This is a genomic window from Nonomuraea sp. NPDC000554 (assembly GCF_040300065.1).
GTDB lineage: Bacteria > Actinomycetota > Actinomycetes > Streptosporangiales > Streptosporangiaceae > Nonomuraea.
The window spans coordinates 58,645-73,744 of record NZ_JBEPDC010000021.1; the positions used below are offsets into that span (position 1 = coordinate 58,645).

General features: G+C 72.1%; 13 protein-coding genes. 8 read left to right on the forward strand and 5 right to left on the reverse strand.

Translation table 11 applies throughout. From position 1 onward, the window contains the following. Positions 1-44: 44 nt before the first annotated feature. From ABT294_RS33565 to tkt, 3 genes are read right to left on the reverse strand one after another with little or no spacing between them, the layout of a single operon-like run. Entirely contained in the window at positions 45-1,679 is a 1,635-nt protein-coding gene (locus tag ABT294_RS33565) for a phosphoglucose isomerase-related protein (RefSeq protein ID WP_350810327.1), read from the reverse strand. After that, on the reverse strand, positions 1,679-2,773 hold the full coding sequence (gene tal / locus ABT294_RS33570; protein WP_350810328.1) for a transaldolase: 1,095 nt from the start codon (positions 2,771-2,773) through the stop codon (positions 1,679-1,681). The genes ABT294_RS33565 and tal overlap by 1 nt, the downstream gene beginning before the upstream one ends. A 1-nt stretch (position 2,774) precedes the next feature. After that, positions 2,775-4,805: a transketolase gene (gene tkt, locus ABT294_RS33575; protein WP_502912188.1), complete on the reverse strand. Its 2,031-nt coding sequence runs from the start codon at positions 4,803-4,805 to the stop codon at positions 2,775-2,777. A gap of 335 nt (positions 4,806-5,140) precedes the next feature. Between tkt and ABT294_RS33580 the strand changes: the two genes are divergently transcribed. Continuing rightward, the gene (locus ABT294_RS33580) at positions 5,141-6,085 is read left to right on the forward strand and encodes a heme o synthase (protein ID WP_350810330.1); all 945 of its coding nucleotides are present in this window, start codon (positions 5,141-5,143) and stop codon (positions 6,083-6,085) included. A 110-nt stretch (positions 6,086-6,195) separates the two neighbouring features. Next, positions 6,196-7,389, forward strand: coding sequence for a PrsW family intramembrane metalloprotease (locus ABT294_RS33585; protein WP_350810331.1), 1,194 nt, complete (start codon positions 6,196-6,198; stop codon positions 7,387-7,389). Here ABT294_RS33585 and ABT294_RS33590 read toward each other — a convergent pair. After that, complete coding sequence (locus ABT294_RS33590) at positions 7,365-8,072, reverse strand: SanA/YdcF family protein (protein WP_350810332.1); 708 nt, start codon at positions 8,070-8,072, stop codon at positions 7,365-7,367. The two genes, ABT294_RS33585 and ABT294_RS33590, sit on opposite strands and share 25 nt — an antisense overlap. A 62-nt stretch (positions 8,073-8,134) precedes the next feature. Beyond that, a complete protein-coding gene (locus tag ABT294_RS33595; protein WP_350810333.1) occupies positions 8,135-9,121 on the reverse strand; it encodes a COX15/CtaA family protein in 987 nt (328 codons plus the stop codon). Between the two features lie 148 nt (positions 9,122-9,269). On the opposite strand from ABT294_RS33595, the gene ABT294_RS33600 reads away from it, so the two are divergent. Genes ABT294_RS33600 through ABT294_RS33625 form a run of 6 tightly spaced genes read left to right on the forward strand, consistent with a single transcriptional unit; the run spans position 9,270 to position 15,093 of the window. After that, positions 9,270-10,409 (forward strand): NAD(P)/FAD-dependent oxidoreductase, encoded by a 1,140-nt coding sequence (locus ABT294_RS33600; RefSeq protein ID WP_350810334.1) that lies wholly within the window; start codon positions 9,270-9,272, stop codon positions 10,407-10,409. Further along, positions 10,406-10,687, forward strand: a complete 282-nt coding sequence (locus ABT294_RS33605; protein WP_350810335.1) for a (2Fe-2S)-binding protein — start codon at positions 10,406-10,408, stop codon at positions 10,685-10,687. Before ABT294_RS33600 ends, ABT294_RS33605 begins: the two co-directional genes overlap by 4 nt. Further along, a complete protein-coding gene (locus ABT294_RS33610) occupies positions 10,684-12,237 on the forward strand; it encodes an FAD/NAD(P)-dependent oxidoreductase (protein WP_350810336.1) in 1,554 nt (517 codons plus the stop codon). Before ABT294_RS33605 ends, ABT294_RS33610 begins: the two co-directional genes overlap by 4 nt. Continuing rightward, a complete protein-coding gene (locus tag ABT294_RS33615) occupies positions 12,234-13,127 on the forward strand; it encodes a dihydrodipicolinate synthase family protein (RefSeq protein ID WP_350810337.1) in 894 nt (297 codons plus the stop codon). Before ABT294_RS33610 ends, ABT294_RS33615 begins: the two co-directional genes overlap by 4 nt. Next, positions 13,124-14,125: a proline racemase family protein gene (locus ABT294_RS33620; protein WP_350810338.1), complete on the forward strand. Its 1,002-nt coding sequence runs from the start codon at positions 13,124-13,126 to the stop codon at positions 14,123-14,125. The genes ABT294_RS33615 and ABT294_RS33620 overlap by 4 nt, the downstream gene beginning before the upstream one ends. Continuing rightward, positions 14,122-15,093: a proline racemase family protein gene (locus tag ABT294_RS33625; protein ID WP_350810339.1), complete on the forward strand. Its 972-nt coding sequence runs from the start codon at positions 14,122-14,124 to the stop codon at positions 15,091-15,093. Before ABT294_RS33620 ends, ABT294_RS33625 begins: the two co-directional genes overlap by 4 nt. Positions 15,094-15,100: the final 7 nt, after the last annotated feature.

The window sequence follows — 15,100 nt, forward strand, 5'->3', positions numbered from 1 at the left end:
CCACCTGGACGGCCTCCTCCGCGGGCGCTGCCGGGTCTGTCATGTCAAACCTCCTGTGCGGCTGCGAGCAGGCGCGCGACTCCGGCCGCGCGGTCGGTCAGGTGCAGGCGTACGGCTGGACGTTCCCGGTTCAGGAGCGCCCCGAGGTCTCCGAGCGCCTGGGCGAGCTGGAGCCTGCCCAGGGTGTACGGCCTGCCGGGCACCGGGACGTCGTCGGTGACGGCACCGGTGATCTGCAGGAACACCCCGTTCTGCGGGCCGCCCTTGTGGTACTGCCCGGTGGAGTGCAGGAAGCGCGGCCCCCACCCGAAGGTCACGGGCCGTTCGGTGCGCATGGCGAGCAGAGCCCGCAGGGTGGCGGCGTCGGCGGCCAGCCACGCGTCGGTCATCTGCTCGAAGTCGGCTCCTTCGGGCACCGGCGCGTCGAAGGCGGCCAGCCGGTCGAGGAAGGCCGTGACGGCCAGATAGCCGTCGTCGGGGATCGAGTCGAGCAGCTCGGTCAGCACCCCGGACAGGTCGCGCGCCCGGGTGCTGCCGTGGACCTCGACGGGCCCGTCGACCAGCACCGGCTCACCGACGGGCAGCTCGGGCAGGTCCAGCAGCGCGGCCGTGTTCAGCTTCGACTCGGCCACGTTCGGCTGGTCGAACGGGTCGACCTCCAGGGCCAGCCCCGCGACGGCCGTGGCGTACTCCCAGACGAGGAACTGCGCCCCCAGCGGCCCGTCGACGCGGACGTCGCCGTCGTGCGCCCCGTCGGAGTCGATCGCGACCACCAGTTCGTCGGCGGCCCCTCTCGGCTCGGCGGCGACGACCGGCAGGATGCCCTTGCCGTCCTTGCCGGTGGACTCGGCGACGAGCTGCTCGATCCAGTCGGGCAGCCCGTTGAGGGAGGAGAGCTGGTCGTCCAGGATCAGCTTGTCGCGGCCGCCGAGCGCGGCCGCGCCGAGGGCCGCCCCCAGCAGCAGGCCGGGGTTGCCGGCCTCCTTCGACAGCAGCGGCAGCACCTCGTCGGCGTCGTCGAGCAGCCGCTCGACGTCCACGCCCGCCAGCGCGCTCGGCACCAGGCCGAACGCCGACAGCGCCGCGTAGCGCCCGCCCACGTCGGCCGGGGCGGGCACGAGCCGGTAGCCGCGCTCGACCGCCTCCTGCTCCAGCGGCGAGCCGGGGTCGGTGACGACCACGATCCGGTCGGCGGGGTCGATCTCCGCCTCCTCGAACAGCTGGCGGTAGACGCGCAGGTGGCTGTCGGTCTCCACGGTCGAGCCGCTCTTGCTCGCCACGACCAGGACCGTGGCGTCGAGGTTGTCGGCCAGCGCCCTGCGCACCTCGGCCGGGTCGGTCGTGTCGAGCACGGTCAGCGGCACGTCGGCGGTCGCGCAGATCACCTCGGCCGCCAGCGAGGAGCCGCCCATTCCGGCGAGCACCACGTTGGTCAGCCCCTCCGCGCGGGCCCATCCGGCCAGCCTGCCCAGCTCGGGAAGCAGCTCGCGCGAGGTACTCGGCAGGGTCAGCCACCCCAGCCTGGCGGCCGCGCCGGCCCCACCCTCCGGTGAGGCGCCCGCGCCCCACAGGGTGGGGTCGCCACCCGCGAGCCGCGCGGGCACGCCGGCCTCGACGAGCCGCCCCGCGAGGGAGGAAGCGGCCGCGGCCACCTCCTCCTCGCGGTAGATCACGTCCATCAGCGAACCAGGTTCTTGGTGACGCTCTCGAGCAGCTCGTTCCAGGACGCCTCGAACTTCTGCACGCCCTCGTCCTCCAGGACCCGCACCACGTCGTCGTAGTCGACCCCGGCCTCCTTCAGCGCGGCCATGGTGTTCCAGGCCTGCTCGTAGAAGGGGCGGACGGTGTCGCCGGTGACGGTGGCGTGGTCGGCCACCGCGTCGAGCGTCTTCTCCGGCATCGTGTTGACGGTGCCGGGCGCGACGAGCTCGTCGACGTACATGGTGTCGGAGTACTCGGGGTTCTTGACGCCGGTCGAGGCCCACAGCGGACGCTGCGGACGGGCGCCCGCGGCGCGCAGCCGCTGCCACCGCTCGGAGCTCATGACCTCCTCGTACGCGGCGTAGGCCAGGCGCGCGTTGGCCACGCCCGCCTTGCCCTTGAGCTCCGGCTTGCCCAGCTTGTCGAGCCTCTTGTCGATCTCGGTGTCGACGCGGCTGACGAAGAACGAGGCCACCGACTCGATCGTGGCCAGGTTGAGGCCCTTGGCCTGCGCGGCCTCCAGGCCGGCCAGCCAGGCGTCCATGACGGCGCGGTAGCGCTCCAGCGAGAAGATCAGCGTGACGTTGACGCTGATGCCCTCGCTGATCGCCTGGGTGATCGCGGGCAGGCCCTCCAGGGTCGCCGGGATCTTGATGAACAGGTTCGGCCTGTCCACCAGCCACCACAGGGCGCGGGCCTCGGCGATGGTCTTCTCGCTGTCGCGCGCCAGGCGCGGGTCGACCTCCAGCGACACCCGGCCGTCGACGCCGGACGTGCCGTCGTAGACCGGGCGCAGCACGTCGGCCGCCCAGCGGATGTCGTAGGCGGTGATGGCGCGTACCGCCTCGCCCACGTCGACGCCGCGGACGGCCAGGTCGTGCAGTTGGGCGTCGTAGGCGTCGCCCTTGCTCAGCGCGCCGGCGAAGATGGTCGGGTTGGAGGTGACCCCCACCACGTTCTTCTCGCGGATCAGCTGCTCCAGGTTGCCGCTGCGCAGCCGCTCGCGGCTGATGTCGTCCAGCCAGATGGACACGCCCTGGCCGGACAGCTTGTTCAGAATCTCGCTGCTCATCTCAGTTTCCCGTCGTCTCGCCCTTGTCATGCCCCAGCTTGGCCAGGCTGGACTTGGCCGCCGCCGCGACGCGCTCGGCCGTCAGCCCGAACTGCTCGTACAACGTGCGGTACGGCGCCGAGGCGCCGAAGTGCTCCAGGCCGACGACCTCGCCGCACTCACCGACGAACTCGTGCCAGCCGAGCGCGATGCCCGCCTCGACCGCGACCCGGGCCGTGACCGACGGCGGCAGAACGGTGTGCCTGTAAGCGATGTCCTGCCCGTGGAACCACTCGACACACGGCATCGACACCACGCGCGTCGCAATGCCCTGCGCCTCCAGCAGCTCCCGGCCGTTGACGGCGATTTCCAGCTCGCTGCCGGTCGCGATGATGATCACCCGCGGCTGGCCGTCGGAGGCCTCGCGCAGGATGTAGCCGCCACGGGCCACGCCCTCGGCGCTCGTGCCCTCGAAGACCGGCAGGTTCTGCCTGGTCAGGGCGAGCGCGGCGGGCCTGTCGGTGTGCTCCAGGACGGCCTTCCACGCGTAGGCGGTCTCGTTGGCGTCGCCGGGGCGCACCACGTCCAGGCCGGGGATGGCGCGCAGCGCCCACAGGTGCTCGATCGGCTGGTGGGTCGGGCCGTCCTCGCCCAGGCCGATGGAGTCGTGGGTCCACACGTAGGTGACCGGCAGCTTCATCAGGGCCGCCAGCCGCACCGACGGCCGCATGTAGTCGGAGAAGACCAGGAACGTGCCGCCGTACGGGCGGGTGCCGCCGTGCAGCGCGATGCCGTTCAGGATGGCGCCCATGGCGTGCTCGCGGATGCCGAAGTGGAGGGTCCGGCCGTAGCGGTTACCGGGGAACTCCTTGGTCTGGTACTCCTCGGGGATGAAGGACGGCTCGCCCTTCATCGTGGTGTTGTTCGACTCGGCCAGGTCGGCGGAGCCGCCCCACAGCTCGGGCAGCACCCTGGCGAGCGAGCTGAGCACCTCGCCGGACGCCTTGCGGGTGGCCATCGAGCCGCCCGTCTCGAACTGCGGCAGCGCGGTGGACCAGTCGGCGGGCAGGCGGCGGCGGGAGATGCGGTCGTACTCGGCGGCGCGCTCGGGGTTCGCCTGGCGCCACTCCAGGTAGCCGCGCTCCCACTTGGCGTGCTCCTCGTGGCCGCGCCGCGCGACCTGGCGGGCGTGCTCCAGCACGTCGGCCGGCACGTCGAAGGTGGCGCCGTGGTCCATGCCCATGACGCGCTTGGTGGCGGCCACCTCGTCCTCGCCCAGCGCGGAACCGTGGATCTTGCCGGTGTTCTGCTTGTTCGGCGCGGGCCAGCCGATGATCGTGCGCAGCCGGACGAACGACGGCCTGTCGGTCTCGGCGCGGGCCTCCTCCAGGGCGGCGTGCAGCGCCTCGACGTCCTCGACGTACTCGCCGGTCTTCGTCCAGTCGACGCTGACCGTGTGCCAGCCGTACGCCTCGTACCGCTTGACCACGTCCTCGGACTTGGCGATCAGCGTGTCGTCCTCGATGGAGATGTGGTTGTCGTCGTAGATGACGGTGAGGTTGCCGAGCTTCTGGTGGCCGGCGAGCGAGCTGGCCTCGTGGCTGATGCCCTCCTCGATGTCGCCGTCGCTGACGAGGCACCAGATGTGGTGGTCGAAGGGGGACTCGCCGGGGGCGGCGTCGGGATCGAACAGGCCGCGCTCGCGGCGGGCCGCCATCGCCATGCCGACCGCGTTGCCCAGGCCCTGGCCGAGCGGGCCCGTGGTGGTCTCGACACCGACCGTGTGACCGTGCTCGGGATGGCCGGGGGTAAGGCTGTCCCACTGGCGCAGGCGCTTGAGGTCATCGATCGTCAGCCCGTAGCCGGACAGGAACAGCTGGATGTACAGCGTCAGGCTGGAGTGCCCGCACGACAGGACGAAACGGTCACGGCCCAGCCAGTCGGCGTTGGTGGGGTCGTGGCGCATCGTCCGCTGGAACAGCAGGTATGCGGCGGGGGCCAGGCTCATGGCGGTGCCGGGGTGACCCGAACCCGCCTTCTCCACTGCGTCCATCGCCAGGGCTCGAACGACGTCGACCGCTCGCTTGTCGAGGTCGGTCCATTCGAGGGCTGGCACGAGTTCGGTGCTCAAGTGCTCGATCTCCGCAATCTAGTTGTCATTGGTGGTGCCGGTTGGCATATCCCGCCCACACGGGACCTTAACCGAGTGGACCTGGCGAACGATTCCCCTTCCACCCGTGCGGGCCCGTAGATGGCTCAAGCCCCCCATTGGCCGGACCGGCCGTCCCTGCTACTACAGTTTGGTTGTTCGCAAGGGCGTCACGGCGCCCTCCACGGATCCGCTCTAATCAGAGGTTACGCGTTGACTCCGCACGTGCTGGAAGCGCCTTGACGGTGCTGACGAACAGGCAGGCGACGGCCCCCGCCCCCGCGGCCGCGGCGCCGCGCACGATCGGCATGGTCGTCAAGGCCTACATCGCGCTGACCAAGCCGCGGATCATCGAGTTGCTGCTGATCACCACCCTGCCGGTGATGTTCCTCGCGGCCGGCGGGCTGCCGCCGCTGTGGACGTCCATCGCGGTCATGGTGTTCGGCACGCTGTCGGCGGGCAGCGCCAACGCGCTCAACTGTTACGTCGACCGCGACATCGACGTGAAGATGCGCCGCACGCGGAAGAGGCCGCTGGCCCGGCACCAGGTGTCGCCCAAGGGGGCGCTCGTCTTCGGCATCGTGCTGGGGATTTTGTCGACCCTTGGGCTGTGGCTGACCACCAACTGGCTGGCGGCCGTGCTGTCGACCGGCGCGATCCTGTTCTACGTGCTCGTCTACTCGATGATCCTCAAGCGGCGCACCGCGCAGAACATCGTCTGGGGCGGCATCGCGGGCTGCATGCCGGTGCTGATCGGCTGGGCCGGCATCACCGAGCGGGTCGACTGGGCGCCGCTGGTGCTGTTCGGCGTGGTGTTCTTCTGGACCCCGCCGCACACCTGGACCCTCGCCATGCGCTACAAGGAGGACTACGCGGCGGCCGAGGTGCCGATGCTGCCGGTGGTGGCCACCGAACGGCGGGTCATCCTCGAGTCGATCGCCTACACCTGGGCGACCGTGCTCTGCTCGCTGGCACTGTGGCCGGTGGCCCACACGACGCTGTTCTACCCGATCGTGGCCGGGGCGCTCGGCGCCTTCTGCCTGTGGGAGGTCCACCGCCTGCTGGCCAGGCTGAACTCCGGCAAGTCCGGCGTCGCGCTCCGGCCGATGCGCTTCTTCCACTGGTCCAACGCCTACCTGGCGCTGCTCTTCCTCGCCGTCGCCATCGACCCGCTGCTGTCCTGAGCCGCCGTACCCAGGCCGCGCATCGCGCCGCGTCGCGGACGCCGCCAGGACCCGGCCGGACCTCGTCACCTTGGAAGGACACCGGGTTTCTGATCCGTTATCGTCACCTTATGGCGTCCCGTGATCCACGCTGGGTGTTCAGAGACCGCCCGTCGTTCGCGTTGATCACCGGGCTGGTCCTCACCGGCATCTGCGCGCTCGTCTCGTTCTCCTTCGACGTGCTCAACGGCGAGCCGGTGCAGTTCTTCATCGCGCTGATCCTCGCCCTCGCCCCGGTGCCGCTGCTGCTGGCCGGGGTGCTCGCGCTCGACCGCATGGAGCCGGAGCCGCGCTCCAACCTGGTCTTCGCCTTCGCGTGGGGGGCGGGCATCGCGGTGCTGGTCGCCGGCGTGGTCAACTCGCTCAACCTGCACTACATCATCGACACGGCCAAGCTGTCGGAGGCCAGCGCCCGCAACATCGCGGCCACGTTCGGCGCGCCCGTGGTCGAGGAGACGATGAAGGGGCTGGTCCTGCTCGGGCTGCTCAAGTTCCGCAGGGCCGAGCTCGACGGGCCGACCGACGGCGTCATCTACGCCAGCATGGTCGGCCTGGGCTTCGCCATGAGCGAGAACGTCAGCTACTACCTGGCCGCGCTCAACTCCGAGCAGGGCGTCAAGGGGCTGGCCGTCACGGTGGTGCTGCGCGGCATCCTGTCGCCGTTCGCGCATCCGCTGTTCACGTCCATGATCGGAGTGGCGGTGGCCTACGCCGCCACCCGCCGTGGGCCCGAGCGGGTCTTCTACATCATGGCCGGTTGGGTCGGGGCGATGGTGCTGCACGGGTTGTGGAACGGGCTGGCCTCCTACGGCAGGTTCCCCGGGCTGATCATCGCCTACCTGGTGCTGCTCGTGGTGCTCCTGGTGCTGATCGCGGTGGTCTTCAAGGACCGGCGGCGGATCGTCGCGCTGATCCAGCGCTACCTGCCCGCGTACGAGCCGACCAAGCTGGTCAACCAGGCTGACATCTTCATGCTCTCGGCGCTGTCGCGGCGCAGGCAGGCCAGGCAGTGGGCCAGGGCGCACGGGGGCAAGCGCGGGTTGCACGCGATGAGCGACTACCAGCTCGCGGCCACCGAGCTGGGCCTGCTGCACGAGCGGGCCGCGCGGCGGATCGTCGACGAGCAGACCTTCCACGAGGAGCAGCGGGCGCTGCTGGAGTGCATGGCCGCCGCCCGCGCCGCGTGGCCGATCCCGCCCGCGCACGCCCAGGCCATGACCAGGGGAACACCGCCGCCGGGCTACGCGCCCGGCGCTCCGGGCTGAGCGAGGATCCGCCTGAGCGAGGTTTCGACGGGCCCCGGATAGACCGGCTCGGAGTTCAGCACCAGGGCGTCGGCGACGGCCTTGCCGGTGGCGAAGAACTCGCGCGTGGCGGAGGCGTACGTGGTGACGGCCCACTGCTTGGTGGAGTCGTCGCCCACCCCGAACGCGTCCAGGCCCGCCGTCCGGCACAGCGACACGGCCCTCGGCAGGTGGAAGACCTGTGTCACCACGGTGAGCCGCTGGGCGCCGAACACCCTGCGGGCCCGCACGCAGGAGTCCCAGGTGTCGAAGCCGGCGTAGTCGAGCACCATCACGCCGCCGGGCACGCCCTTGGCCAGCAGGTAGTCGCGCATGGCGGTCGGCTCGTCGTAGTCCTTGCGGCTGTTGTCGCCGGACAGCAGCAGCGCCCTGACCTTGCCCTCCCGGTAGAGCTGGGCCGCGATGTCGAGCCTGCGGGCCAGCATGGGGGACGGGCGTCCGCCGAACAGTCCGGCGCCGAGCACCAGAGCCGCCTGCGACGACGGCACCCGTCCGAGCCAGCCGTCGGTGTCGGCCACCACGCGGTGGTCCGAGCTGTCGAGCCAAGCCCACGTCATCGGTGCCAGCGCGAGCACGCTGACCAGCATCAGCGCCTGGAAGGAGCGGCGGAGGGCACGCCGAGAGGAGCGGACGAATCGCGGCAAAACGCACCTCTCATCGGTGGGGGGAGTGGCGGACCAATCACCCCACACCCTGACACAGATGATCAGACGGCGGCGGCCATTTCGGTGGGGGAGGGGGTGCGCGGGGCCGGCGCGGAGCCGCGGGTGCGCAGCGAGGTGACCGCCCTGAGCGCGGCGATCCAGACCAGCGTCGAGCCGAGCGCGTGCAGGCCCACGAGGAAGGCCGGGACGGCCAGGAAGTACTGCGTGTACCCGATCACGCCCTGGGCCAGCTCGACCGCGAACAGCGCCAGCGCCGCCCGGCGTGCGGCCCTGGGCGAGTCGGTGACGTGCAGCGCGAACAGCAACGCGAACGTCAGCCCGAGGACGATGTAGACGATGTCGGCGTGCAGCCGGGCCACGCTCTCGATGTCGAGGTCGAGGCGGCCGGCCTGCGCGTCGCCCGAGTGCGGGCCGGTGCCGGTGACCACGACGCCGGCGACGAGCAGCACGAACACCGCCGCGAGCAGGACGTGCCCGAGCCTGCGGATGTCGCGGTGCACCAGCCGCCTGGCCGGCTCGTCGCCTTCGCCCGCGCGCTTGTACAGCGCCCAGCAGGCGGCGATCAGGCCGATGGAGATGAGGAAGTGCATGCCGACCGTGAGCGGGTTGAGCACGCTCTTGACGACCAGGCCGCCCCAGAGGGCCTGCGCGATGATGCCCACCGGCTGCAGCCACGCCAGCAGGAGCAGCGAGCGGCGGCGCGGCGCCAGCCGCATCGCCGAGAGCAGGCAGGCGACGCCGAAGGCGAGGACGAGGAACGTCACCAGCCTGTTGCCGAACTCGACGGCCATGTTGACCGGCGAGATCTCGGGGTGCGCGACGGGGATGAAGCTGTCGGGCGTGCATTTCGGCCAGGTGTTGCAACCCAGCCCCGAGCCGGTGACGCGCACGGCCACTCCGGTGACGGTGGCGCCCGCGTTCACCACCACTGACGCCAGCGCCCAGCCACGCATCGTCTCCACCGTAGGCGCCCAGAAGGAGAAGAGTCGCCTGATGAGGGGATTGGCGTGGTCGGTGGGTAGCTTCACGTCATCGATGGTACGGGCGGGTCCGGTCGGTCCCCGAATCGGGGGAACGCGCCTGCCGAAGCCGGAGTATGGGCGTTTTGTCCCGTCATACGGAATGTGACTTTTCAATCAGTGTGAGTATGTGACATATTACTGTCAGGAGGTGTGCATGTCCGACGTGATCGTCGTCGGCGCGGGAGTCGTGGGCGCGGCGTGCGCCTACTACGCCGCGCGAGCGGGCCTGGACGTGACCGTGCTCGACCGGGGCCCGGTCGCCGGCGGGACGACCGGCTCGGGCGAGGGCAACATCCTGGTCTCCGACAAGGAGCCGGGGCCCGAGCTGGAACTGGCGCTGCTGTCGAACCGCCTGTGGCGGGAGCTGTCGGCCCTTGGCGGCTTCGAGTTCGAGGCCAAGGGCGGCCTCGTCGTCGCCGAGACGGACGAGATCCAGCGGCAGCTCGTCGAGCTGGCGTCCAAGCAGGACGTCGAGCACGCCGTGGTGGCAGGGGACGCGCTGCGCGACTACGAGCCGCACCTGGCGGCCGGGCTCGCGGGCGGTGTGCACTACCCGCAGGACGCCCAGGTCCAGCCCATGCTGGCGGCGGCCAAGCTGCTGGAGCACGCGGCCGAGAGCTACGGGCACGGCACGGTGCGCCTGCGCACCGGCGTGACCGTCACCGGTTTCACCCTGTCCGGCGGCCGGGTCACGGGCGTCCGCACCGACCGCGGCGACCTCCTCGGCGGCGCGGTGATCAACGCGGCCGGCACCTGGGGCGGCGAGGTCGCCGCGATGGCCGGTGTCGAGCTGCCCGTACTGCCCAGGCGCGGCTTCATCCTCGTCACCGAGCCGCTGGCCGAGCCCCTGATCAGGCACAAGGTCTACACCGCCGCCTACGTCACGAACGTGGCCAGCGACTCGGCGGGGCTGGAGACGTCTGCCGTGGTGGAGGGGACCCCGGCGGGGACCGTCCTCATCGGGGCCAGCAGGGAACGGGTCGGGTTCGACCGCACCACCTCGCTGCCGGTGCTCGGACGGCTCGCCGCGCAGGCGGTCGCGCTCTTCCCCGCGCTGCGGGACGTGCGCGCCATCAGGTCGTACTGCGGATTCCGTCCGTACTGCCCCGACCACCTGCCCGTCATCGGGGAGGACCCCCGCGTGCCCGGCCTGTACCACGCGTGCGGCCACGAGGGCGCGGGCATCGGGCTCGCCCCGGCGACCGGCCACCTGCTCGCGCAGCTGCTCACCGGCGCCGGACCGGATCTCGACCTGCGCCCCTTCCGCCCCGGCCGCTTCCAGGAGTCGTCGTGACCCAGCCCTCCCCGGACTTCCACATCACCGTCGACGGCCGCCCGGTGCCGGTCGCCGCCGGGCAGACGATCGGGGCCGCGCTGCACGCGGCCGGCGTCCGCTCCTGGCGCACCACCCGGTTCGGCGGGCGCCCGCGCGGGCTGTTCTGCGGCATCGGCGTCTGCTTCGACTGCCTGGTCACGGTCAACGGCCGCCCTCCCGAGCGCGCCTGCCTGCTGGAGGCCGAGCCAGGCGACGCGGTCACGACCGCGCCGGTCGAGGAGGCGGCGGGCGCATGACGGACACCTACGATCTCGCGGTGATCGGCGGCGGCCCGGCCGGAGTGGCGGGAGCCCTCGCGGCGGCCCTCGGCGGGCTGCGCGTCGCGCTCGTCGACTCGGGCGCCCGCCTCGGCGGCCAGTACTTCCGCCACCCCGCCGACCCCGGCGCCGGGCACGCCCCGGCCGGATTCGACCGGTTCCTCCGGCAGGGACGGGCCCTCGGCGAGCGCGCCGACCTGCTGCTCAAGCACCAGGTGTGGGCCGTGTCCAGGCAGGACGACGGGGTGTTCGCCGTCCAGTGCGTCACGTCCACCGGCAACGTCGCCGTCCTGTGCCGGGACCTGCTGATCGCCACCGGGGCGCACGACCGGCCGCTGCCGTTCCCCGGCTGGGACCTGCCCGGCGTCCTCACGGCCGGCGGCGCGCAGGCATTGCTCAAGGGCGGCAACGTCGTCGCCGGCAGGCGGATCGTCGTGGCGGGCACCGGGCCGTTCCTGCTGCCCGTCGCGGCGGGCCTCGCCGGGGCGGGCGCCGACGTGCTGGGCGTGTACGAGGCCAACGGGGGGCTCGGCCTGGCCAGACACCCGGTGCTGGCCGCGGGCAAGCTGGGCGAGGCCGCCGGATACGGCCTTGAGCTGGTCAGGAGGCGGGTGCCGTACCGGACCCGCCAGGCGGTGGTCGCCGCGCACGGCGAGCACGAGCTGGAAGGCGTCACCATCGCCCGCCTGGACCCCAGCTGGAAGGTTCTCGCCACCCGCGAGCTGGAGTGCGACACGCTGGCCATCGGGTACGGCTTCGTCCCGCAGATCGAGCTGGGCGTCCAGCTCGGCTGTCGCACCCGCGCCGACGTGGACGGCAGCCCCGTCCTGGACGTGGACGCCACCCAGCGGACCTCGGTGGACGGGGTCTGGGCGGCGGGCGAGCCCACCGGCGTCGGCGGCAGGCACCTGGCGGAGCTGGAGGGCCGCATCGCCGGCCTGGCCGTCGCCGCCGCCCGAGGGGGAGCCCCCGGGCCGCTCCCCGGCCTGCTGACGCGCAGGCGGCGCAGGTTGCGCGCGTTCGGCGAGGCGCTCCAGCGGGCGTACCCGGTCAGATCAGGCTGGCAGGGGTGGCTGCGCGACGACACGCTGGTGTGCCGGTGCGAGGAGGTGCCGCTATCGCGCATCCGCGAGGCGCAGGCGCTCGGCGCCACCGACGCGCGGTCGATCAAGCTGCTCGCCCGTCCGGGCATGGGCTGGTGCCAGGGCCGCATCTGCGGCCACGCCGTCGCCTGCCTGGCCGGAGAGCCGCCCCAGCCGCCCCGGAGTCCCATCGCCCAGCCCGTCAGCCTCGGCGCGCTCGCCGCGCTGGACACCGGCCCTCACGCCGGCACCGGCGCCCGCGAAGACGCCGGCTCCCACGAGGACATCAGCCCCACCGCCGACATCAGCCCCACCCCGGATCAGCCCACCCCCGACATCAGCCCCACCCCCGACACCAGCACCCCCCACATCAGCCCCACCCCCGACACCAGCACCCCCCACATCAGCACCCACAACAAACCCCGTAACGGAGGACCTGTTTCATGACGGATCGGATCAAGCCCTGGCACGGCGTCATGGTCGCCACCGCGCTGCCGCTGCGCGAGGACCTGTCGGTCGATTTCGACGGCTACGCCGGGCACTGCCGATGGCTGGTGGAGAACGGCTGCGACGGCGTGGTGCCGAACGGGTCGCTGGGCGAGTACCAGACCCTCACCGCCGACGAGCGGGCGCAGGTGATGCGGACCGCCGTCGAGGCCGTCGGCGGGCGCAACGTGATGCCCGGCGTGGGCGCGTACGGCGCCGACGAGTCGCGCCGCTGGGCCGAGCGGGCGGGCGAGGCGGGCTGCGGCTCGGTGCTGCTGCTGCCGCCCAACTCCTACCGCGCCGACGAGCGGGCCGTCCTGGAGCACTACCGCGAGGTGGCCAAGGCGGGCGTGCCGATCGTGGCCTACAACAACCCCTACGACACCAAGGTCGACCTCACCCCCGCCCTGCTGGCCAGGCTGTTCGACGAGGGCCTGATCGTGGCGGTCAAGGAGTTCACCGGCGACCCGCGCCGCGCCTACGAGATCGCCGAGCTGGCCCCCGGCCTGGACCTGCTGATCGGCTCCGACGACGTGCTGCTCGAACTGGCGCTGGCCGGGGCCGTCGGCTGGATCGCCGGGTACCCGAACGCGCTGCCCGCCTCCAACGTCGCCCTGTACCGCGCGGCCGTCGCCGGCGACCTCGACACCGCGCTGCCGCTCTACAAGAAGCTGCACCCGCTGCTGCGCTGGGACTCCAAGACCGAGTTCGTCCAGGCCATCAAGCTGTCCATGGACCTCGCCGGCCGGCACGGCGGCCCCAGCCGCCACCCGCGAGTGCCGCTGACCGGGGAGCAGGCGGCGACCGTCCGCGCCGCGACGGAGAAGGTGCTGGCGGAGGGCCTGCGATGAGGACCCGCCGGGTCTTCCACGCCGTCGACTCCCACACCGAGGGCATGCCGACCCGCGTGATCACCGGCGGAGTCGGCGTGATCCCCGGCACCAGCATGGCCGAGCGGCGCGTCTACTTCCGCGACAACCTCGACCACATCCGCAGGCTCCTGATGAACGAGCCGCGCGGCCACGCCGCCATGAGCGGCGCCATCCTCCAGCCGCCCACCAGGCCCGACGCCGACTGGGGAGTGCTGTTCATCGAGGTGTCGGGGCTGCTGCCGATGTGCGGCCACGGCACGATCGGCGTGGCCACCGTGCTGGTCGAGACCGGCATGGTGGAGGTGGTCGAGCCCGTCACGACCGTGCGGCTGGAGGTCCCGGCGGGCCTGGTCGTGGTGGACGTGGCGGTGCAGGACGGCATGGCCATGTCGGTGACCCTGCGCAACGTCCCCGCCTACAGCGACCGGCTGGACGCGGAGGTCGAGGTGCCCGGGTTCGGCCGCGTCCGCTACGACCTGGCCTACGGCGGCAACTTCTACGCCATCGTCGACCTGGACGCGTACGGGCTGCCGTTCGACCGCAAGGCCAAGAACGAGATCCTGGCCGCCGGCCTGGCGACCATGGACGCCATCAACGCCGCCGACGAGCCCGTCCACGCCGAGGACGAGCGGATCCGCGGCTGCCACCACGTCTACTTCGCCGCGCCCGGCTCCGACGCGCGCCACTCCAGGCACGCGATGGCGATCTTCCCCGGCTGGTTCGACCGCTCGCCGTGCGGCACCGGCACCAGCGCCCGCATGGCCCAGCTGCACGCCCGCGGCGAACTGGACCTGGGCAGCGACTTCGTCAACGAGTCGTTCATCGGCACCCGCTTCGTCGGCAGGCTGCTGGAGGAGACCACCGTCGGGGGCAGGCCCGCGGTCGTCCCGTCGATCACCGGCCGCGCCTGGGTCACCGGAACCGCCCAGTACTTCCTCGACCCTCGCGACCCCTTCCCGGAAGGGTTCGAACTGTGATCACCACGATCGACTACCACACCGCCGGTGAGCCCTTCCGGGTCGTCACCGGCGGCGTGCCGGAGATCCCCGGCGCCACCGTCCTCGACCGCCGCGCCAACGCGGCGGACCCCACCGTGGACCCCGCCGTGGACGCCGTCCGGCGGCTGCTCTGCCATGAGCCGCGCGGCCACGCCGACATGTACGGCTGCTTCCTGGTGCCGCCCGACGACCCGGGCGCCCACCTCGGCGTGCTGTTCTGGCACAAGGACGGCTACTCCACCGCCTGCGGCCACGGCACGATCGCGCTCGGCGTCCACGCCGTCCAGGAGGGCCTGGTCAAGGCGGACCCCGAGGGCGAGACCGACGTGGTCATCGACGTCCCCTCCGGCCGCGTCACCGCCAGGGTGCGCAGCTCGGGCGGGCGCATCGAGTCCGTCACGTTCGTGAACGTCCCGTCGTACGTGATCGCCCGTGGCGTCCCCGCCGGCGGGACCACGGTGGACCTGTCGTACGGCGGGGCCATCTACGCGTCCGTGCCCGCCGCCGCGCTCGGCCTGAGCATGCGGCCCGGGCACCTGACGGAGCTGATCGCGCACGCCCGCCGCATCAAGGCGGACCTCGCGGGCCACCCGGCCTCGCGGCACCCGGACGACGACCGGCTGTCGGGCGTCTACGGCGTGATCTTCTACGACGAGCTCGACGGCGACGGCCACCAGCGCAACGTCACGGTGTTCGCGGACGGCGAGGTGGACCGCTCGCCGTGCGGCTCGGGCACGGCCGCCAGGCTCGCCCTGCTGCACGAGGACGGCTTCCGTGGCACCCTGATCCACGACGGCATCGTCGGCACCACCTTCCGCGCCCGCGTGACCGGCGTGGCCGAGCGGGGCGTGATCCCCGAGATCGAAGGCATGGCCTACCGCACCGGCAGGCACGCCTTCGAGCTCGACCCCGACGACCCCATCGGCACGGGCTTCACCCTCCGCTGACCCCGAC

What these genes read in the sequence shown, in the direction of transcription:
- ABT294_RS33565 (WP_350810327.1), bottom strand. Translation starts at nt 1,679, where the DNA reads ATGGACGTGATCTACCGCGAGGAGGAGGTGGCCGCGGCCGCTTCCTCC.
- tal (WP_350810328.1), bottom strand. Translation starts at nt 2,773, where the DNA reads ATGAGCAGCGAGATTCTGAACAAGCTGTCCGGCCAGGGCGTGTCCATC.
- tkt (WP_502912188.1), bottom strand. Translation starts at nt 4,805, where the DNA reads ATGGACGCAGTGGAGAAGGCGGGTTCGGGTCACCCCGGCACCGCCATG.
- ABT294_RS33585 (WP_350810331.1), top strand. Translation starts at nt 6,196, where the DNA reads ATGGCGTCCCGTGATCCACGCTGGGTGTTCAGAGACCGCCCGTCGTTC.
- ABT294_RS33600 (WP_350810334.1), top strand. Translation starts at nt 9,270, where the DNA reads ATGTCCGACGTGATCGTCGTCGGCGCGGGAGTCGTGGGCGCGGCGTGC.
- ABT294_RS33610 (WP_350810336.1), top strand. Translation starts at nt 10,684, where the DNA reads ATGACGGACACCTACGATCTCGCGGTGATCGGCGGCGGCCCGGCCGGA.
- ABT294_RS33615 (WP_350810337.1), top strand. Translation starts at nt 12,234, where the DNA reads ATGACGGATCGGATCAAGCCCTGGCACGGCGTCATGGTCGCCACCGCG.
- ABT294_RS33620 (WP_350810338.1), top strand. Translation starts at nt 13,124, where the DNA reads ATGAGGACCCGCCGGGTCTTCCACGCCGTCGACTCCCACACCGAGGGC.